Genomic DNA, 20,182 nt, shown 5'->3' with positions numbered 1-20,182 from the left:
GTGGGGCTCAGGCCTGGGATTCGTCCAGCCGGTCGGCCTTGCGCAGGGCGGGGAATAGCCCAGCCCAGGCCCCGGTGACCACCAGCGACCCGACGCCGCCGAAGATGGCGGCGCCGATGGGGCCGATCAGGCGCGCCACCACCCCGGTCTCGAACTCGCCGAGCTCGTTGGAGGCACCGACGAACAGGTTGGCCACCGCCGACACCCGCCCGCGCATGGGGTCGGGGGTGACGATCTGGACCAGCGACTGGCGGACATAGACCGAGATCATGTCGGCCGCCCCCAGCGCCGCCAGGGCGATCACCGAGACCACCACCGACTTGGAGACGGCGAACACCAGGGTCGAGACGCCGAACGTGGCCACGCCCGCGAACATCCAGCGCCCGGCATGGCGATGCAGCGGCCAGCGGCTGAGCGAGAAGGCCATCACCGCCGCTCCGATCGCCGGGCCGGAGCGCAGCACGCCGAAGCCATGGGCCCCGATCTTGAGCACGTCGCGCGCGAACACCGGCAGCAGGGCGGTGGCGCCTCCGAGCAGGACCGCGACCAGGTCCAGCGAGATCGCGCCCAGCACGATCTTGTTGGTCCAGACATAGACCAGCCCCTCGCGGATCAGTTCCAGCTGCGAGCCGGGCTGGTGGTCGGGGCGGGTCTTGGCGCGCATGGCCAGCAGCGCCACCGCCGCCGCCGCGTAGAGCACGGCCGATCCGCCATAGGCCGCCGCCGGCGACACCGCGCAGAGCGCGCCGCCGATCCAGGGCCCGATGATCGACCCGGCCTGGAAGCCCAGCGAGTTCCAGGCGATGGCGCGGGGCAAGATGTCGCGCGGGACCAGCATCGGCCCCATCGCGCCGCTGGCGGGCGACAGGAAGGCGCGCGAGGCCCCGAACAGCACGGCGATGGCGAAGATCGGGATCAGGCTCGGGCTCGGGTGCAGGGACAGCGCGACCAGGGCCAGCACGCAGGCGATCTCGATCCCCGTGCAGACCAGCATGATGGTCCGCCGGTCGCGCCGATCGGCGGTCGCCCCGGCGATGAAGGTGAGGATGAACAACGGCACGAACTGGGCCAGGCCCACCATACCGACCAGGAAGGCGCTCTGGGCCACGCCGTTGGCGTGGCGGGCGATGATATAGACCTGCCAGCCGAGGGTGACGCTCTCGGCCTGGACCGCCAGGGTGGAGAGCACACGCGCCCACCAGAACAGCGCGAAGGCGCGGTGTCTGAACACCGATAAGGAGGGTGTCGGGGATGAGTCCATGTGGCGGCGCACCATGGCGAGCTGCAAAGCTTCGCGCAATCATTGTTGACCTAGGGCGGCCGTAGATCTTAAGCGCTTGCGCGCCGCGCCGCCGTCGGCGGCCGTTGCGCTGAAATGAACGCCATCTCCAATCCCTCCCGGGTCCCGCCATCCTCCGACCTCGCCGTGCGTTTCCAGACGGAACAGGCGCAGGACGCGGCGCGCGTGGACGCCCTGATCGACCAGGCGTTCGGGCCGGGCCGGTTCGCCAAGACCGCCGAGCGTCTGCGCGAGGCGTCCGACCAGCGGATGGACCTGTCGATCTGCGCCTGGTCGGGCGAGACGCTGGTGGGCGCGGTGCGGCTGTGGTCGATCCGTATCGGCGAGACGCCGGCCTTGTTCCTCGGGCCTATCGAGGTGCGTCCCGACCATCGCCGCCAGGGCCTGGCCGCGGCCCTCACCGAGCGGGCCTGCGAGGCCGGATTGCGCGAGGGCGATCGGATCGTGCTGCTGGTCGGCGGCCTGCCGATCTTCGCCTCCCAGGGGTTCGAGCCGACCCCGCCGGGACGCGTCGCCCTGCCCGGGCCGGTCGATCCGCGCCGGGTGCTCTGGCGGGGTCTGGTCCCTGGCGTGCTGGACCAGGTCCAGGGCCGGGTCGCGGGGCTGAAGGCGGCCTAAGCCTTAGCTTAACAATATTTCATCCCGCCCTTCGCATCCGAACGGGTCCGTGGGAGCCTCTTGTATGTGAAGCCGGCTTCGACCGGCCCTCACGTTCGCGCTGGAGGCGCATATGGTGGACCTGGCCCCTTTCTTCTTCTTCGCCTTTCTGGCGGCGATCATCCTCGTGCCCAAGTATCTGCGGCACCAGGAACGTGGGCGTCTGCACGAAACCCTGCGGCTGGCGTTCGAGCGGGGCCAGCCGGTTCCGCCCGAACTGGTCGAAGCCCTGCAGGTTGGTCGTCGGCCGCGCGCCTACGACGAGCCGGTCTACACCGTCCCTGACCGGCCCCAGCGCGATCTGCGTCGCGGCGTGCTCTGGCTGGCGGTGGGGCTGGGTCTGGTCGCGGTGGGCGGCGCCTTCTACGCCGGGCTCTACAATGTCGGCGGTTCGGAGGAGACGTTCGGCTCCTTCGCGGCGATCGGGGCGATCCCGGCCTTCATCGGCGTCGCCTATCTCGGTCTCTGGTTCTTTGGGCGCGGTAGGACCAAGGTCTGATCCCGCGGCCTGAGGGCGAGCCGTCATGGCCAGAGGAAACGAGACCCGAGGACCGCCGCTGTCGGCTCTGCCCGACGTGGAGCTGGCGGCCCTCGCTTCCGCCGGAGGGCGGCAGGCGTTCGGCGAGTTGGTGAGGCGCCATGGTTCGGCGGTGCGCGCGCTTCTGCGGCGTATGGGCGCGGACCCCGCCACCGCCGACGACGTGGCCCAGGACGCCTTCCTCGCCGCCTACGAGCGGATCGGGGAGCTTCGGGGCCACGGGGCCTTCGCCGGCTGGATCAAGCGGATCGCGGCGCGGCTCTACATCAAGCGTTGGCGGAGGCGTGGCCGGCTGGAGGCGCTGGACGACGCCGAGGCGCCCGACCTGGGCGTGGGCGGCGAGGGGAGCGCGGCTTTCCGTCTCGACCTGGACGATGCGCTGCAGGCGCTGAGCGAGGCGGAACGGTTGTGCGTCTCGCTGTGCTGCGGGGCGGGGTTGACCCACGCGGAAGCGGCGGACGCCTTGAAGACGCCGTTGGGCACGGTGAAATCGCACGTGAGGCGGGGCTTGGACAAACTCAAGGCGCGATTGTCGCCACAAGATAACGGGGCGACCGGGGGCGGCGCTGAAAGCATGACGGCGAGAGGCGAGCATGGCTGAACCCTCTTTCGAACGACATCTGCAACGGCTCTATGCCGAGCCGCCGCCCTTCGCGGATGGGGCGAGCTTCGCCACCGGGGTCCAGCAACGGCTGAACCGCAATTGGGCGCTGCGTCGCGGGCTGATCGGCGTCGCCGGCGTCACCGGCGGCCTGATCGCGGCGGCCCAGTTCGTCGACTCCAACCTGGCGGAGCGGGCGAACCTGGCGTCGGAAGGCGCCTCGCTCAAGCTGCATGACATGGCCGCGAGCGTGGCCCGTCAGACGGGCTTGCAGGTCGACGTTTCGCACATCCTGCCGATGGGCGGGGAGGCGATCTGGCTGGTGGCGGGTCTGGCCGCCCTGGGGCTGGCGCTGCTGGCGGCGCGGGTGTTCGAGACGTTCTGAGGTCGCACGCCGCGGCCTTGGACGCTTCCGGACTAGCGCGCCGGTCAAAATAAAGTCATGAACCCCAGGCTTTGCGGGTTTAACCTGGGCGGAGGCGTCGCGTTGCCGCGCCGAGGCCGGGCCGATAAGTTCGCGGCCGTTCGTTTGTAGGTGCGGAGCCTCGTAAAAAGTGGCCGATGTCTTTCTCGAGGTCGACGGGCAGGTTCGCTCGGCCCGTCTCCAGGCGCTGTTTCGTAAGAGCTGGCCTTACGCCCTTGTCGTCGCCGCCGTCGTCGCGGTGATCGCGCTCGGCGTGTGGGGCTATCGCCAGTATCAGATCAGCGCCGCGTCCAAGGCGTCCGCGGGCTATTCCGACGCCGCCCAGGCCCTGGCCTCCGGCGACGCCAAGCTGGCCGAGCAACGGTTCGCCGCGCTCGCCAAGTCGGGCACGCCGGCCTTCCGCGCCCTGTCGCTGATGCAGGAGGCCGGGCTGCGGCTGAAGGCGAACGACGCACCGGGCGCCGCGCGTCTGCTCGACCAGGCCGCCGCCGCCGCGCCGAACCAGGTGATGGGCGACGCCGCCCGGCTCCAGGCCGCCTACCTACTCATGGACACCGCCGCTTACGGCGACATCTACGCTCGCCTGAGCCCGCTGACGGGCAAGGACCGCCCCTATCGCAACCTGGCGCGCGAGGCCCTGGCGATGGAGCGTCTGGCGGCCGGTCACAATGTGGAGGCGCGCGGCGACTTCCAGGTGCTGTCGCTGTCTTCGGACAGCTCAGAAGTCACCCGCACCCGCGCCAACGCGGCCTTGGCCATGCTGCAGGCGGGGACCACCGCCAATATCGCCGCCATCGCCAAGGGGGCTATCGGCCTGACCCCGGTCACGCCCCCGCCGACCGCCGCCGCACCTGGGCAAGCCCCCATGCAGGCTCCCGACGCTCAACCCGCGCCCCAGACCGGAGCCGACCAATGATCCGCCGCAATCTGGCGCGCACCGCGGCCCTGGGCTTCGTCGGCCTGGCCCTGAGCTCGGGCCTCTACGCGTGCTCGGGCATCCGCACGCCCAGCTTCTTCGGCCTGAACAAGGGCGGGAAGAGCAAGGAACACGCCGCCGTCGGCCAGCGTATCTCCGTGCTGGGCGCGTCGGATTCCGTCGAGGTCGCCCCGGCGCTCAAGGGCGTGGACTTCTCGATCCCCGAGCCCCAGGCCCAGGCCGACTGGCCGCTGCCGGGCGGCAACGCCGAGCAGGCGGTCGACCACATGGCAGCCGGCGCGCAGTTCCGCGTGGCCTGGCGTCGCCGGATCGGGACCGGCACCAGCCGCCGCGGCCACATCACCGGCGCGCCGGTGGTGGGCGACCACCACATCTTCACTCTGGACGGCGAGGGCGGCGTCACCTCCCTTGACGAGACCGGCCGCGAGATCTGGCGCGATCAGTTCGCGCCTCGTCGTGGCCGCGACACCGAAGCGTTCGGCGGCGGCGTCGCCTATGCCGACGGCACCTTGTTCGTCTCCTCCGGCTTCCGCTTCATCGCCGCCGTCAACGCCGCCGATGGCAAGGTCAAGTGGCGGGTCGACACCGCCGCCCCGATCCACGGCGCGCCGACCGTGGTCGACGGGAAGCTGTTCGTGTCCGACGTGGACGACCAGCTGTTCGCGCTCGACGCCGCCACCGGCAAGTCGCTGTGGGAGTTCCAGGCGCTCGAAGAGCCGGCGCGGATGCTCGAAGCCTCCAGCGCCGCGGTCTCCAGCGGCGTGGTCGTGGCCCCCTTCGCCTCGGGCGAGGTGGTGGCGCTCAGCACCATCAACGGCACCCAGCTCTGGGAAGACGAGCTGTCACTGACCAACCGCAACAACGCACTGTCGGAAATCCGCGACATCGCCGGCCGTCCGATCGTCTATCGCGGCGACGTGATCGCCGGCAGCCATGCGGGCATCGTGGCGGCCATCGACCTGCACACCGGCAACCGCCGCTGGGCCGTTCCGATCACCACCGTCACCTCGCCCTGGCCCGCCGGGGACGTGATCTATGTCACCGACACCTCGGGCCGCGTGATCTGCATCGCGCGCGATTCCGGGCAGGTGTATTGGATTCGCGACCTGAATCGGAACGTGAAGAAGAAGCAGCGCGCCATCTATTCCGGCCCGGTGCTCGCCGCTGGCCGGCTGATCGTCGTCAACGACAAGGGTCTTGCCGTGGCGCTCAACCCGAAGACCGGCGCCACCACCACCACCCTCAAGCTCGGCGCCCCCGCCTTCCTCAATCCGATCGGCGTGAACGGGACCTTGTACGTTCTGACCCTGAACGGTGAAGTGGTGGCGATCCGCTGAGGCGGGCGCAGGCATGAGCCGTTCATGGCACTGAAAATCGCGATCGTCGGACGTCCCAACGTCGGCAAGTCCACCCTGTTCAACCGGCTGGCGGGCAAGAAGCTCGCCATCGTCGACGACCGGCCCGGCGTCACCCGCGACCGTCGCGAGGCGGAAGGCCGGCTGGGCGACCTCGACCTGGAGCTGATCGACACCGCCGGCTTCGAGGACGTCGACGACGAGAGCTTGCAATCGCGCATGCGCACCCAGACCGAGCGTGCGGTGGACGATGCGGACGTATGTCTGTTCATCTACGACGCCCGCGAAGGGGTGACGGCGCTCGACGGCATCTTCGCCGACCTGCTGCGCCGCCGCGACAAGCCGGTGATCCTGGGCGCCAACAAGTCCGAGGGCCGCGCCTCGGCGTCCGGCATCGGCGAGGGCTTCTCGCTCGGCCTCGGCGAGCCCATCCCCATCTCCGGCGAGCACGGCGAAGGCATGAGCGACCTCTACGAGGCGCTGCTGCCCTATACCGAGCACCTGGTTGAGGGCGAGGACGAGGAGGAGGACGGGGCCGAGAAGCCGGTCCGCATCGCCATCGTCGGCCGCCCCAACGCCGGCAAGTCCACCCTGGTCAACCGGCTGATCGGCGAGGATCGGCTGTTGGTCGGTCCCGAGGCCGGCATCACCCGCGACGCCATTCCGGTCGATTGGACCTTCGACGGCCGCTCCGTGCGCCTGGTCGACACCGCAGGTCTCAGGCGCAAGGCCAAGGTGCAGGAGACGCTCGAGAAGCTCTCCACCAGCGACACTATCCGCGCCATCACCTTCGCCGAGGTGGTTATCCTGGTCATGGACGCCGCCAACGCGTTCGAGACCCAGGACCTGCAGATCGCCGACCTAGTCGAGCGCGAGGGCCGCGCCCTGATCTTCTGTATCGCCAAGTGGGACCTGGTCGAGAACCCCCAGGAGCGCCTGGCCGAGCTGAAGGAGACCGCCGAGCGCTACCTGCCCCAGTTGCGCGGCACGCCCCTGGTGGCCCTGTCGGCCGAGACCGGCCGCAATGTCGACAAGCTGATGCCGGCGGTGTTCGCCACCCACGCCAACTGGTCGGTCAAGGTCAAGACCCGCGACCTGAACGACTGGCTGGCCATGGCCGTCCAGCGCCACCCGCCGCCTGCGGTGAGCGGAAAGCGGATCAAGCCCAAGTACATGGCCCAGACCAAGGCCCGGCCGCCGACCTTCGTGCTGTTCGCCAGCCGCGCCGACCAACTGCCCGAGCAGTACCGGCGCTACCTGGTCAACAGCCTGCGCGAGAGCTTCGACCTGCCCGGCGTGCCGATCCGCATCACCATCAAGAGCAATGCCGGCAACAACCCGTTCGCTCCCGGCGGCGACAAGGCCGATCCCAAAGGCACGCCCAAAAAGCAGTTCAAGCGGCGGTAGGCGAGCCTACCCGCCCTTGATAGAAATTCTCCGCCTTCAATAACTGCCACCGTTCTTGTTTCAGTTCGACGAGCGTCTAAATGACGAGCCTCGAACGAGGATCGGAGAACAATCATGAGTAAGCTGGCAGGCAAGGTCGCGGTGGTGACGGGCGCTTCCAAGGGCATCGGCGCGGCGATCGCCAAGGCCTTCGCGGCCGAGGGCGCCGCCGTCGTGGTCAACTACGCCACCAGCCGCGAAGGCGCCGACAAGGTGGTCGCGGCGATCACCGGAGCGGGCGGCAAGGCGATCGCGGTGCAGGCCGACGTGGCCAAGATCGCCGATGTCACCCGGCTGTTCGCCGAGAGCGAAAAGGCCTTTGGGCCGGCCGACATCCTGGTCAACAACGCTGGGCTCTACCAGTTCGCCCCGCTCGACGACATCACCGAGGAGCACTTCCACCGCCACTTCGACACCAACGTGCTTGGCCTGCTGCTGGCGACCCAGGCGGCGGCGAGGCAGTTCGGCGAGCGTGGCGGCGCGGTGATCAACATCGGCTCGGTCGTTACGTCGCTCACGCCCCCGGCGGCGGCGGTCTACACGGCCACCAAGGGCGCGGTGGACACGATCACGCGCACCTTCGCCAAGGAACTCGGCCCGCGCAAGATTCGGGTCAATTCGATCAATCCGGGCGGGGTCGAGACCGAGGGCACCCATACCGCCGGCATCATCGGCGGCGAGATGGAGGCCCAGATGGTCGCCCAGACCCCGCTGGGCCGCATCGGCCAGCCCGAGGATATCGCGCGGGTCGCGGTCTTCCTCGCCTCGGCCGACGCCGGTTGGGTGACGGGCGAGCTGATCCAGACGGCGGGCGGCCTGCGCTAGCGCTCTGATCTGCGGAGGCGGTGGATTTCACCGCCTCCGCCTGACGTCCCGCGAAGCAATGTCGGCGGATCATCCGGGTCCGCAAAAGCCTGCTCCAAAACTCGCGATTTCCGCTCGGACGCGTCTGGCGCTACAGCTTAGGTCTGGCCGTTCGGCCGCCGGAGATTCGCATGACCGCAAGCCCCGCCGTTCGGCGTGAGCCCGATCGTTTGGAGCTGACATTCCGGGGGCTGGTGTTGGGCGGGTTGATCACCCTGCTGTTCACCGCCGCCAACGTCTATCTGGGGCTGAAGGTGGGTTTGACCTTCGCCTCCTCGATCCCCGCCGCGGTGATCTCGATGGCGGTGCTGCGGATGCTGCGCTCGACCAGCATCTACGAGAACAACATCGTCCAAACCGTCGCCTCGGCAGCGGGCACCCTGTCCTCGATCATCTTCGTATTGCCGGGCTTGGTGATGATCGGCTGGTGGACCGGCCACATCCCCTTTCTGCCGACCTTCGGCATCTGCGCCATCGGCGGGGTGCTGGGGGTGATGTACTCCATTCCCCTGCGCCGGGCGCTCGTCACCGAAAGCGACCTGCCCTATCCAGAGGGCGTCGCCGCCGCCGAGGTGCTCAAGGTCGGCGTGGGCTCGCGCGCCCACGAGGCCGAGGCCGCCGCCGAGGGCAAGGCCGGGCTGGCCGCGGTGATCTGGGGCGCCGTCGCCTCGGCCGGGTTCGCCATCGTCAGCGCCGCCAAGTTGTTCGCCAGCGAGGCCGGGACCTATTTCCGCATCGGGCGGGGCGCGACCGGCTTCAACGTCTCGCTGTCGTTCGCCCTATTGGGCGCCGGGCACCTCGTGGGCCTACAGGTCGGGCTGGCCATGTTGGTCGGGCTGGTGCTGTCCTGGGCCGTGGCGGTTCCGCTGCTGACCAATCTGCATCCGGCGGCGGGCGCTGCGGCCGCCGTCGCCACTTCGGTCTGGTCGCATCAGGTGCGTTTCATCGGGGCGGGAGCCATCGGCGCCTCGTCGATCTGGACCCTGGGCAAGCTGGCTATGCCGGTGCTGAACGGACTGAAGTCCTCCATGGCGGCCTCGCGCAAGCACATGTCCGGCCAGGGCGCGGACCTGCCGCGCACCGAGCAGGACATTCCCATCGTGGTGGTCGGGCTGATCTGCCTGGCCTGCCTGGTTCCCCTGGCCGTGCTGCTGGCGGTGTTTCTCCATGGCGGTCCCCTAGGCGGGATCATCGTTCCGCTGGTGGCGAGCGCGGTGCTCTACATCGTGGTCGCCGGCTTTCTGGTCGCGGCGGTATGCGGATACATGGCCGGGTTGATCGGCTCGTCCAACAGCCCGGTGTCGGGGCTGGCGATCCTGGCGGTGCTGGGCGCGGGGCTGATGCTGCTGATGGTGGCGGGGCCGCATATCGATCCGGCGGCGCGCCAGGCCCTGGTCGCCTTCGCCCTGTTCGTCACCGCCGTGCTGCTGAGCGTGGCCACCATCGCCAACGATAACCTACAGGACCTGAAGACCGGCCAACTGGTCGACGCCACCCCGTGGCGCCAGCAGGTGGCGCTGCTGGTGGGGGTGATCATGGGCTCGCTGGTGATCCCGCCGGTGATCGACCTGCTGAACCGCGCCTACGGCTTCGCCGGCTCGCCCGGCCTGTCGGCGACCTCCAACCCGCTGCCCGCGCCCCAGGCCACCCTGATCTCGGCCCTGGCCAAGGGGGTCATCACCGGCCAACTCGACTGGAGCCTGATCGGCATAGGGGTCGTGGTCGGGATCGGGCTGATCGTGGTGGACGAACTGCTGCGCGCCTCGAAGAAGGGCTCGGTTCCCCCGCTCGCCGTGGGGCTGGGCATCTACCTGCCGTCCTCCACCACCGCCTTCGTGGTGGTGGGCGCGGTGATCGGCTGGGCTTACGACCGCTGGGCCGACAAGCTGCCCAATGGGGAGGGCGTCAAGCGCATGGGCGTGCTGCTGGCCTCCGGCCTGATCGTGGGCGAAAGCCTGTGGGGCGTGGCCCTGGCCGGCCTGATCGTGGCGACCGGTAAGAGCGAGCCCCTGGCCCTGGTGGGTGGGGCCTTCCAGGCGGTGGCGGCGCCATTGGGGTTGGTGGCGTTCGGGGTGGTCACGATCGGGCTCTACCGCTGGATCGCCGCCCTGGGCCGCCGAACCGCCTCTTAAGCCGAGCCAATCGACTTCCGGCGACGAACGACCCTTGGACGAGGCCTCAGAGGGGGTGTTCTGCCGCCTAGGGCTCGTTTAGAGCTAAGCCATGCTGGTGGTGCGTCCTGCGGGGCCTGAAGATTACGAGTCGATGGCCGAGCTGGCGAGGCTCTCGGGGCGTGGCTTCACAAGCCTGCCCGAGGACGAGCCGACGCTGCGCGAACGGTTGCTGACCTCATGGGATAGCTTCTCCGGCGCCACCGCGCCGCTGGAGGCCTGGTACACCCTGATGCTGGAGGAGGCCGACACCGGCCAGGTGGTCGGTGTGGCGGGGGTCAAGGCCGCCGTCGGGTTGAAGCGACCCTTCTTCAGCTTCCGGGTCGTCAACATGACCCAGTTCTCGTCCGCCATCGCCACCCGCTTCGACCACTCCGCCCTGGTGCTGGTGAACGAGTGCTCCGGCTGGACCGAGGTGGGCTCGCTGTTCCTGCGGCCGGAGAGCCGCAAGGGCGGGGCCGGCCGGCTGCTGGCCCAGTCGCGCTACATGCTGATCGCCGCCGACCCTCAGCGCTTCGCCGAGATGGTGCTGGCCGAGCTGCGCGGCTGGTTCGACGACGACGGGATCTGTCCGTTCTGGGAGACGGTGGGCATGCGCTTCTTCCGCCTCCCGTTCGATGAAGCCGACCTGATGAGCGCCTCCACCGACGGCCAGTTCATCCTGGACCTGGCGCCGCGCCACCCGATCTATCTCGAACTGCTGCCCGAGGCGGCGCGCACGGGCGTGGGCCGCGTCCACCGCGAGGGTGAGGCCGCCCGCGCCATGCTGGAGCGCGAGGGCTTCCGTTACCAGAACCTGGTGGACCTGTTCGACGCGGGGCCGAGCGTCTCCTGCCGGCGTGACGACATCGTCACCGTAAAGGGCAGCGTCAGGCGTCGGCTGAAGATCGTTTCCGACGTGACCGGCCCGAGCCAGCTCATCGCCGTGGACGCGGTCGACCTGTTCCGCGCCGTCCGCGCGCCCGTGCTGGTCCAAGCGGAGGAGGCCGAGATCACGCTCCAGACCGCCGAGGCGCTGCGCCTGTCCGAAGGCGACATCATCAGGATCGCCCCATGAGCACCGACCTGGCCCAGCAATTTTTCGACGGCGCTTGGCGCGAGGGTTCAGGCCCGCGCCTGGTCTCCACCGACCCCGCCACCGACGCCGTGGTGTTCGACGCCCCATCCGCCGGGGGCCGCGAGGTGTTCGAGGCCGTCGCCGCCGCGCGCAAGGCGTTCCGCGCCTGGGCCGACGCGCCCCTGGCCGAACGGATCGAGCACGTGCGTCGCTACAAGGCGGCGCTGGAAGCGAACGCAGCCGACTTCGCCTCCGATATCTCGCGCGAGACCGGCAAGCCGTTGTGGGAAACCAAGGCCGAGCTCGGCTCGATGATCGCCAAGGTCGAGGTCTCCATCTCAGCTCAAGCCGAACGGGCTGGCGAGCGCGAGGCGGCTGCGGGCTTCGGCCGGGCGGTCCTGCGTCACCGGCCGCATGGGGTGATGGCGGTGCTGGGGCCGTTCAACTTTCCGGGCCACCTGCCCAACGGGCACATCGTGCCGGCCCTGTTGGCGGGCAACACCGTGGTGTTCAAGCCATCCGAACTGACCCCGCTCGCGGGCCGGCGCATGGCCGAGGCGTGGCGGGCGGCCGGACTGCCCGATGGAGTGTTCAATCTGATCCAAGGTGGGCGCGAGACCGGCGCCGCCCTGCTAGACCAACCCATCGATGGGCTGCTGTTCACCGGCAGCGCGGAGGCCGGCGCCCATTTTCGCCGCCAGTTCGTGGACCGCACCGATGTGATCCTGGCGCTCGAGCTCGGCGGGAACAACCCGCTGATCGTCTGGGAGGACGTCGATCCCGAGGCCGCCGCCGCCATCGTGGTCCAGTCCGCCTTCGTCACCACCGGCCAGCGCTGTTCGTGCGCCCGGCGGTTGATAGTCCCGCACGGGGCTGTGGGCGACCGGATCGTCCAGGCGACCATCGCGCTCGCCAGCCGGCTGGTCGTCGGTCCGTGGGACGGCGCGGTCGAACCGTTCATGGGCCCGCTGATCTCCGCCCGCGCGGCGGACGCCGCCAAGGCCAGGGGCGAGGCGCTGGTGAAGCAGGGCGCGCGCGTGCTCATGCCGTTCGAAGCCGTGCAAGGCCTGAGCGCCGCCTTCGTCACCCCCGCCCTGTTGGATGTGAGCGACATCGTTCCCCCCGACGAGGAGATCTTCGCGCCGGTGCTGCTGGTGAAACGGGTTGAGAGCTTCGATCAGGCCGTCGAGGCGGCCAACGCCACCCGCTACGGCCTGTCGGCGGGTCTGGTCAGCGAAGACGACGCGCTTTGGCGGACCTTGCTGAACCGGTCGCGCGCGGGCGTGGTCAACCGCAACCGCCCGACCACGGGGGCGGCGGGAAACATGCCGTTTGGCGGGCTGGGCGCGTCTGGCGACCATCGGCCGAGCGCCTATTACGCCGCCGACTACTGCGCCTATCCCGTCGCCAGCTTCGAGGCCGACCACGCGGTCCCCACCCTCGGCGAGATCAAGGGACTGCGCGGATGAGCGGCGTCGGCGCGCCTGCGGTCGAGGCCAATCTCGACGGCCTGGTCGGACCGACCCACAACTATGCGGGACTGTCTCCCGGCAACCTGGCCAGCCAGACCCACTTCGGCGCGCTCTCCAACCCGCGCGCGGCGGTGTTGCAGGGCCTGGCCAAGATGAAGCTGCTGGCCGACCTGGGCGTGCCTCAGTTCGTGCTGCCGCCGCACGACCGGCCGGACTTCGCTTTCCTACGCAGCCTGGGGTTCGGCGGTTCCGACGCCCAGGTGAACGAAGCCGCCTGGAAGACGGCGCCGCTGCTGGCCGGGGCGGCCTGGTCGGCCTCGGCCATGTGGGCGGCAAACGCGGCCACCGTCACCCCGTCAGCCGACAGCGCCGACGGCCGCGTCCATCTGAGCGCCGCCAATCTCGTCGCCAACCTGCACCGCAGCCTGGAGCACCCTCAGACCGCGGCTCAGCTTCGCACCATCTTCCCTGACGAAAGCCATTTCGCCGTCCACGACGCCCTGCCGTCCCAACCGCATCTCGGCGACGAAGGCGCGGCCAACCATGTGCGCCTGTGCGCCGAGCATGGCGCGCCGGGGGTGAACCTGTTCGCTTATGGGCGCGACGCCTACGTGCCTTGGACCCACCCTTTCCCCGCTCGCCAGACCCGCGAGGCGTCCGAGGCGGTCGCCCGGCGTCACGGCGCCCATCGTCCGGTGTTCCTGCGCCAGAACCCGGCGGCCATCGCGGCGGGGGCATTCCACAACGACGTGGTCTGTGTGGGGGCCCGAACCTGCCTGTTCTACCACCAGACCGCCTTTGAGGACCCTGCCGCCATGCGGGACAAGGTGCGCCGCGCGGCCGACGGCCTGTTCGAACCGCAGTTTGTCGAGGTGTCCGAGGCTGAACTGCCGCTAGCCGACGCCATCGCCAGCTACCTGTTCAACTCGATGCTGATCGAGGTTCCCGGCGAGGATCGGCTGGTGCTGATCGCGCCCATGGACGTGGCGGAGAACCCGCTCGCCCACGCCGTGGCCGAGCGCATCGCCGCTTCCAACGGACCCATCGGCCGGGTGCAATATGTCGACGTACGCGAAAGCATGCGCAACGGCGGCGGCCCGGCCTGCCTACGCCTTCGGGTGGTGCTGACGCCTGCGCAACTGACCGCCGCCAATCCGGGCTATCGGCTCACCGACGCGCTGCATCGGCGGCTGACCGCCTGGGCTGAACACCATTATCGTGACCGCCTGACCCCGGCCGACCTGATCGACCCCGCGATGATCCGGGAAAGCCGCGAGGCGATGAATGCGCTGGACGACCTGTTGTCGAGACCTGCGTCAACCTAGCCGTGTTCGAGCTTAGGTATAGTCTAGCCCCAAGCTACACCTCGACTTAGAACGCTGCGATCAATTCGCGGCGGGGTTGTGTATGTGGCGTGATGCAAGCGTGCGGACGGCTGCTGGAAAGCTTACGCCGCTATCCGAGCCCATGGGTGCGTCCCAGGCGACCGCTGCAAGGATTGTGGACTCGAAAATTAACCCAAGCGTCCTGGTTTTGTCCTCGCTCTGCGCGATCATCTACATCGCCATATTCGTATTCGCCGCCACCAGAAGCGTTCTCGCCGCGCCCTACGGCGATCCCCATGACTGGGATGCGCTGGTCTTTGCGACCCAGAAGGCAGGCAATTGGCTGGGATATCTCTGGACGCCCCATACCAATCAGCGAATCGTCTTCGCCAGAATCCTGACCTATCTGGATATGTGCGTGTTCGGGAAGGAGCGGGTTCCAGCGTTCCTGATCGGGACGCTGCTGTCCCTGTTCGTGTCGGTGGCCGTCTTGGCCGGGATCGTGATCCGCAATCTGCCTAAGGGCGACTTCGCGGTTTTGGCCTGCACGTTCGTGGTCATGACGTTGATCAGTGCGGCTGCCTGCGAAGACTGCAGCTTTCCGGTCTTCAGCGTCTACATCTTCGTTTCCGCGTTCGCCGCCATGGCGCTCAGCACCGTTGAGTTGCATGACGGCGAGAAGAGCGGAGCCTTGTTCTTCCTCGCGGCGCTCGTCTGCGGCGTGCTGTCCGGATTTGGAAATGCGGCAGGTCTCGGGGTGTGGCCGGTTCTGATCTACGCCGCTGTTCGCAACCGTCATCTGCAATGGCGGCTGGCGGCCACCGTCGCCGTCGCCATCGTCTATATCGCCGTTTCGATGAGCGGACTCGGCGCGCCCAGTCGGCATCTGGGCGAGATGAACATGGTGGCTCCAGCGCACCTGGCTAAGATGTTCGTCTATTTCACCGGCTATTGCGCTCTGCCCTGGTCGGGCGGAAGCGGCGCCAAGATCCCCGCGCACCTGTTCGGGATCGCATGCGCGCTGGGCGGAGGTCTGCTGGCCTTGCGTGGGGCGAGGTCGCCCGGCGGCCTGGGGCGGATCGAGCGTATCGGCTGCAACCTGATCCTGTTCAGCCTGCTGACCGCGGTCATGGCGACGTTCGGACGAGTGGACGAACTGCCCCAGCCCATCGTGCCGACCCGCTATTTCCCGTTCACCAGCCTGCTTCAGGCGGGCCTGATCCTGGCCCTGATCGCGCCGGTCCATCAGGCGTGGAGCCGCTTTCCCAAGCTGTCCCAAGCCGTCGCGGCTCTGGCGATCTGCCTGCTGCTGGCTCAGCAGACGGCGGGTGCGCAACGTATCATGACGGCCGCCCAGCGTGTCCGCGCCGCCAGCGCAGCGTTCGACGCCGGAAACCGTTCCGCTAGCGTGCTAGCCCTGGTCTATCCCGACCCTGGGCGGGCCAGCATCATACGGGTGGAATTGAAGCGGCGTAGCCTGCCCTTCTAGCGTTCGCCGTCGTCTGCACCCTCTTCAAGGCGGAGATGGGGGCCTGAGCCGTGGAGGGTAGGGGCGCGCCCTAATCGTCGAAAGCCGAGGTGCGGCTCGAGCGTGAGCCGGACCGTGTCCAGACCCTAGAAGCTCGCCTTGGCGACGGCGGCGATGGCCGGCGCGTCCTGGCCGAAGATCTGCCGGTAAGTCCAGTAGTAGGACATCACCCGCTGAACGTAGTCGCGGGTCTGGCTGCTGGGCATGCTTTCCACCAGCATCAGGCTGTCGGCGTCCTGACCCATCTTGGCGGAGAGCTTCTGCACGACGCCAGGACCCGAGTTGTAGCCGGCCACCGCCTTCAGCACGTCGCCCTTGGCGGCGGCGAGCAGCTTGGTCACATAGGCTTGGCCCAGCTTGAGGTTCAGGCCGGGATCGCGCAGCGCCGCGGGATTGTGGCGCAGCTTGTCGTCGCCGGCGAGCCGTGCGGCGGTGTCGGCGGTCAGCTGCATCAGCCCGTAGGCGCCCGAGCCGCTGGCGGCGTTGGGGTCGAACCGGCTCTCCTGGCGGACCAGGGCGTAGACCAGCGCCTTGTCGATGGTGAAGCCGCCTAGCGGCGTCAGCACTGGGGTCGGGAAGTGGCCCACGTCGAAGCGCGCCCAACCGGCCTTGGACGGGTCGGCGTCGCCCAAGGGCGCGTTCAGCGCCAGGGCCAGGGAGGTCAGGCGCGGGCGATCCGCGTCGCTGGCCGTGGTCATGGCGGTGCGCAATTCCTCGCCTGCGTTCAGCGGCAGCCCGATCTGCATCAGGGCGGCGGCGCGGTGAGCGCGCGGGTCGGACTTGGCGAAGGCGGCGGCGTCGTCGACGCTAAGCGTCGAGGCGGCCAGGATGTCGGCGATGGCGTCGGCCTTGGGCGACTTGGCGTTGAGCTGCTGCAGCTCACGCGCGGCGATCAGGCCATAGAAGGTGTCCGGCGAGCGGGCGGCGACCTTGAGCAGGCCCTGAGCCTTGGCGCCGTCCGATTGCGCCGCCGCCGCGCGGGCCGCCCAGTAGGCGGCGCCCGAACGCATCCAGGGGCTCTGGCGGACGTCGCCGGACAGGGCTTCGAGGTTGCTCTGCGCCTCGGGATAGCGCTTCAGCCGCATGGCCGCGAGGCCGGCGATCCAGCGCTCGTTGGAGCGGACAGCCAGGGCGTAAGCCTGCTCCAGGTCGCCGTGGTAGAAGGCGTCGCGGGCGGCCCGCTGGCCGGCGCTGGGGGCGGGCGCGCCTTGCAGGCTGCGCGACACCCGCTCGCCCAGGCTTACGGCGCTGGGCGTCGAGGCGCTGGCGGTCAGCGGTGCGCGCGGCGCGGCGGCGCCGGAGGGTTTGCGCTTCATCGCCAGGTCGTAGACGCGCTCGGCCTCGGGCAGGTCGGCGTTGCGTTCGAGCCAGGCGGCCATCTCGGGATAGTTGGCGCGGTAGTTGGGGTTCAGCAGCCGGGCGGCCTCGAGGCGGCCGAGCAAGCAGGGGTCGGAAACGCCCTTGGCCAGGTTTTGGCCGGCGATCAGGTCGCCCCGGTTCATGGCGGCGAAGGCCTGGCCATAGCGGCGGGCGTCTTCGGCGGACAGCACCTTCAGCGCTGCCGACGTCGCGACGGGGGAGGCGGCGTTAGCCAGGTCGGAGGTGGGGATGGGGGTGGCGAGGGCGGCGCCGGCCAGGGACATGGACCCGAAAACGCCGATGGCTAAGCTCATGGCGTACGGGCGAGAACCCCGTCCTGACACCGTCATTCAGTAACCTTCCGCTCGGCCGCCCGCCCCCGAATGATCTCGTCATGGGCGGGCTGCACGTGGGTTTTTCACTAGTTAGAACTAGGCAGGTGGACCCTGACCGAGCTAAGCGGGCCCTTCAAGTCTTGACAGCAGGGTCAAAATATCCTGCCAGGCGTGCCCCTTTGCGACGGGTTGTCGCAGCAAAAAGGCCGGATGCAGGGTCGGCATGGCCGGGATCGATTGGGCGCCGTCCTCGGAAACCCAGTCCTGCCAACGGCCGCGCAGGCTCAGTATGCCTTCCGGGCGCTTGAGCAGATGCTTGGCCGAGGCCCCACCCATCAGCAGCAAGACTTGGGGTCGCACCAGGGCGATGGCGCGCTCGACGAAGGGCAGGCAGACGGCCTGCTCCTGCGGCGAAGGGGTGCGATTCGCCGGCGCGCGCCAGAACACGGTGTTGGTGATGAATACCTGGTCGGCGAGGCCCGCGGCCTCCAGCATCCGGTCCAGCAGCCGTCCGGAGGGGCCGACGAAGGGTTGGCCTTGGCGATCCTCTTCGGCGCCGGGACCTTCGCCGACGATCACGATCTTCGCATCGGGCCGCCCGCGCGAGAACACCGTATTGGTCGCCCCGGCCTTCAGCGAACAACCCTCGAAGGCGGCGATGGCGGCTTGCAGGGCGGTGAGGTCCCCGGCGGCTGTGGCGGCCGCGCGCGCCTCCACCAGGGCTTGGCCCACATGCGGCGCAACGGAGGGCGCGGCGGCGGCCGTCTGCCTGGCGGGAGGCGCAGTCGGCGGCCGTTGGGGCGCCAAGCGGCGCGCGCCTTCGGCCATCCGGTCCACCGGCTCCTCGGCATAGACGCAATCCACCCCCGCATCGGCCCAGAAGGCCAGCAGGCCTTCGAGTGCGCGGAGATCGGCGGGATGATGCGGTTGGGCCATGCAATCCGGTTCGGCGCACGGCGCTTGACCATGCTGTCGAGAGGTTCAGATAAGTCCTATCAAGGATCAAGGCGTCGCGCGATCCGTTCGCACCTCAAGACGACGCGCGATCCACGGGCGGTAGGGGACAGGGCATGGGCGGGGAAGAGATCGAAAACGAAATGGGCGGCGTGGAAGCCGATTCGCCCGAGCGCGAGGTCATGGCCTACGACGTGGTGGTGGTCGGCGCCGGTCCCGCCGGCCTGGCCGCCGCCATCCGGCTGAAGCAGCTCTCCGCCGAGAGGGGCGAGGATATTTCCGTCGCGGTGCTGGAAAAGGGCTCCGAGGTCGGAGCCCATATCCTCTCGGGCGCGGTGATCGACCCCTCCGGCCTGACCACCCTGTTCCCCGACTGGAAGGAAAAGGGCGCGCCGCTGGAGACGCCCGTCACCAAGGACCGCTTCATCTATCTCGGTCCGCACGGATCGCTGGACATCTCCTGGCTGCCGATGCCGGGGTTCATGAAGAACCATGGCGCCTACATCGCCTCGCTCGGCAATCTGTGCCGCTGGCTGGCGACGGAGGCCGAGGCGCTCGGGGTGGAGATCTATCCCGGCATGTCGGCGTCCGAGCTGGTCTACCAGGATGGCGTGGTGAAGGGCGTCGTCGCCGGCGTGTTCGGCGTGGCCAAGGACGGCCATCACAAGCCCGACTTCCAGCCCGGCGTGGAGCTGCATGGCCGCTACGTGTTCCTGGCCGAAGGCGTGCGCGGCTCGTTGTCCAAGCTGGTCGAGGCCAAGTACGGCCTGCGCGAAGGCGTCGACGTGCAGAAGTACGGCATCGGCATCAAGGAGCTGTGGCAAGTCCCCGACGCGACCTTCAAGCCCGGCTATGTCCAGCACACGCTCGGCTGGCCGCTGGACGACAAGACCGGCGGCGGCTCGTGGATGTACCACTTCGGGGACAACTATGTGTCCGTCGGCTTCGTGGTCCACCTGAACTACGCCAACCCGTTCCTTTCGCCCTTCGACGAGTTCCAGCGCTTCAAGCAGCATGCCGAGGTGCGGCCCCACCTGGAGGGCGGCAAGCGCATCTCCTATGGCGCGCGGGCGATCTGCGAGGGCGGGGCGCAGTCGGTGCCCAAGCTGGCCTTCCCGGGCGGGGTGCTGCTCGGCGACAGCGCCGGCTTCGTCAACGTGCCGCGCATCAAGGGCAGCCATAACGCCATCCGCTCGGGCATCCTGGCGGCGGACGCGGCCTACGGCGCGCTGACGGCCGGGCGGGGCGGCGACGTGCTGAGCGAGTATCAGACCGCCTACGACGCCTCTGCGATCCGCAAGGAGCTGATGCTGGTGCGCAACGCCAAGCCGCTGCTGACCCGGCTCGGCACCGTGCTTGGCACCATCGCGGCGGGGATGGAGATGACGGTCACCAACCTGACCGGCGGCTTCTCGTTCCTCGGCACGCTGAAGCACAAGAAGACCGACGCGGAGTCCACCGGCCTGGCCAAGGATTACAAGCCGATCGTCTATCCCAAGCCCGACGGCGTGATCAGCTTCGACAAGCTGTCCTCGGTGTTCATCTCCAACACCAACCACGACGAGGACCAGCCCAGCCATCTGAAGCTGCGCGACCTCGCCGTCCCGATCCGGGTAAATCTGCCCAAGTATGGCGAGCCAGCCCGGCTCTATTGCCCGGCCGGGGTCTACGAGGTGGTGCAGGACGAGGGGACCGATCCGCGCTTTGTGATCAACGCGCAGAACTGCGTTCACTGCAAGACGTGCGATATCAAGGACCCGTCGCAGAACATCGTCTGGACCACGCCGGAGGGCGGCGGCGGTCCCAACTATCCGAACATGTGAGCCGTCTCACGCGTTATAGGTGCGAGATGGCGGCGC

At 68.9% G+C, this 20,182-nt stretch carries 16 protein-coding genes and 1 pseudogene; 14 read left to right on the top strand and 3 right to left on the bottom strand.

Going from position 1 to position 20,182, the window contains the following annotated elements; genetic code table 11:
- Positions 1 to 7: 7 nt before the first annotated feature.
- Positions 8 to 1,276: an MFS transporter gene (locus tag GSQ87_RS01790; protein ID WP_158912996.1), complete on the bottom strand. Its 1,269-nt coding sequence runs from the start codon at positions 1,274 to 1,276 to the stop codon at positions 8 to 10.
- Positions 1,277 to 1,375: 99 nt separating this feature from the next.
- Between GSQ87_RS01790 and GSQ87_RS01785 the strand changes: the two genes are divergently transcribed.
- From GSQ87_RS01785 to GSQ87_RS01725, 13 genes and pseudogenes are all read left to right on the top strand, one after another.
- Positions 1,376 to 1,918: a GNAT family N-acetyltransferase gene (locus GSQ87_RS01785; RefSeq protein ID WP_158912856.1), complete on the top strand. Its 543-nt coding sequence runs from the start codon at positions 1,376 to 1,378 to the stop codon at positions 1,916 to 1,918.
- A 112-nt stretch (positions 1,919 to 2,030) separates the two neighbouring features.
- Positions 2,031 to 2,456 carry a DUF6249 domain-containing protein gene (locus tag GSQ87_RS01780; RefSeq protein ID WP_158912855.1) on the top strand — a complete coding sequence of 142 codons (426 nt, stop codon included), beginning with the start codon at positions 2,031 to 2,033 and terminating at the stop codon, positions 2,454 to 2,456.
- 25 nt (positions 2,457 to 2,481) lie between these two features.
- Complete coding sequence (locus tag GSQ87_RS01775; RefSeq protein WP_158912854.1) at positions 2,482 to 3,096, top strand: RNA polymerase sigma factor; 615 nt, start codon at positions 2,482 to 2,484, stop codon at positions 3,094 to 3,096.
- The gene (locus tag GSQ87_RS01770) at positions 3,089 to 3,481 is read left to right on the top strand and encodes a hypothetical protein (RefSeq protein ID WP_158912853.1); all 393 of its coding nucleotides are present in this window, start codon (positions 3,089 to 3,091) and stop codon (positions 3,479 to 3,481) included. The genes GSQ87_RS01775 and GSQ87_RS01770 overlap by 8 nt, the downstream gene beginning before the upstream one ends.
- A 169-nt stretch (positions 3,482 to 3,650) precedes the next feature.
- Positions 3,651 to 4,436 (top strand): tetratricopeptide repeat protein, encoded by a 786-nt coding sequence (locus tag GSQ87_RS01765; RefSeq protein ID WP_158912852.1) that lies wholly within the window; start codon positions 3,651 to 3,653, stop codon positions 4,434 to 4,436.
- Positions 4,433 to 5,794: a PQQ-like beta-propeller repeat protein gene (locus GSQ87_RS01760; protein WP_158912851.1), complete on the top strand. Its 1,362-nt coding sequence runs from the start codon at positions 4,433 to 4,435 to the stop codon at positions 5,792 to 5,794. Before GSQ87_RS01765 ends, GSQ87_RS01760 begins: the two co-directional genes overlap by 4 nt.
- Positions 5,795 to 5,818: 24 nt before the next feature.
- Positions 5,819 to 7,216: pseudogene (gene der, locus GSQ87_RS01755) on the top strand (ribosome biogenesis GTPase Der); the annotation flags it as partial.
- Positions 7,217 to 7,333: 117 nt separating this feature from the next.
- Positions 7,334 to 8,083, top strand: a complete 750-nt coding sequence (locus GSQ87_RS01750; RefSeq protein WP_158912849.1) for a glucose 1-dehydrogenase — start codon at positions 7,334 to 7,336, stop codon at positions 8,081 to 8,083.
- A gap of 170 nt (positions 8,084 to 8,253) precedes the next feature.
- Positions 8,254 to 10,254, top strand: coding sequence for an OPT family oligopeptide transporter (locus GSQ87_RS01745; RefSeq protein WP_158912848.1), 2,001 nt, complete (start codon positions 8,254 to 8,256; stop codon positions 10,252 to 10,254).
- Positions 10,255 to 10,345: 91 nt separating this feature from the next.
- Positions 10,346 to 11,350 carry an arginine N-succinyltransferase gene (locus tag GSQ87_RS01740; protein ID WP_158912847.1) on the top strand — a complete coding sequence of 335 codons (1,005 nt, stop codon included), beginning with the start codon at positions 10,346 to 10,348 and terminating at the stop codon, positions 11,348 to 11,350.
- Complete coding sequence (gene astD, locus GSQ87_RS01735) at positions 11,347 to 12,819, top strand: succinylglutamate-semialdehyde dehydrogenase (protein WP_158912846.1); 1,473 nt, start codon at positions 11,347 to 11,349, stop codon at positions 12,817 to 12,819. Before GSQ87_RS01740 ends, astD begins: the two co-directional genes overlap by 4 nt.
- Positions 12,816 to 14,147, top strand: coding sequence for an N-succinylarginine dihydrolase (locus GSQ87_RS01730; protein ID WP_158912845.1), 1,332 nt, complete (start codon positions 12,816 to 12,818; stop codon positions 14,145 to 14,147). Before astD ends, GSQ87_RS01730 begins: the two co-directional genes overlap by 4 nt.
- A 208-nt stretch (positions 14,148 to 14,355) precedes the next feature.
- On the top strand, positions 14,356 to 15,636 hold the full coding sequence (locus tag GSQ87_RS01725) for a hypothetical protein (protein WP_158912844.1): 1,281 nt from the start codon (positions 14,356 to 14,358) through the stop codon (positions 15,634 to 15,636).
- Between the two features lie 125 nt (positions 15,637 to 15,761).
- Here the strand turns inward: GSQ87_RS01725 and GSQ87_RS01720 are convergent, their stop codons facing one another.
- Together GSQ87_RS01720 and GSQ87_RS01715 are read right to left on the bottom strand one after the other, a co-directional pair.
- The gene (locus GSQ87_RS01720) at positions 15,762 to 17,348 is read right to left on the bottom strand and encodes a lytic transglycosylase domain-containing protein (RefSeq protein WP_158912843.1); all 1,587 of its coding nucleotides are present in this window, start codon (positions 17,346 to 17,348) and stop codon (positions 15,762 to 15,764) included.
- Between the two features lie 141 nt (positions 17,349 to 17,489).
- Positions 17,490 to 18,305, bottom strand: a complete 816-nt coding sequence (locus tag GSQ87_RS01715) for a uracil-DNA glycosylase (RefSeq protein ID WP_158912842.1) — start codon at positions 18,303 to 18,305, stop codon at positions 17,490 to 17,492.
- A gap of 134 nt (positions 18,306 to 18,439) precedes the next feature.
- On the opposite strand from GSQ87_RS01715, the gene GSQ87_RS01710 reads away from it, so the two are divergent.
- Positions 18,440 to 20,146, top strand: a complete 1,707-nt coding sequence (locus GSQ87_RS01710; RefSeq protein ID WP_254062697.1) for an electron transfer flavoprotein-ubiquinone oxidoreductase — start codon at positions 18,440 to 18,442, stop codon at positions 20,144 to 20,146.
- The last annotated feature ends 36 nt before the right edge of the window (positions 20,147 to 20,182 follow it).

This window comes from Caulobacter sp. S45 (assembly GCF_009765965.1).
In the GTDB taxonomy this organism is placed as follows: domain Bacteria; phylum Pseudomonadota; class Alphaproteobacteria; order Caulobacterales; family Caulobacteraceae; genus CAHJWH01.
Note: the sequence above shows the minus strand (reverse complement) of the source record. Positions and strands in the feature narration are given on the sequence as shown.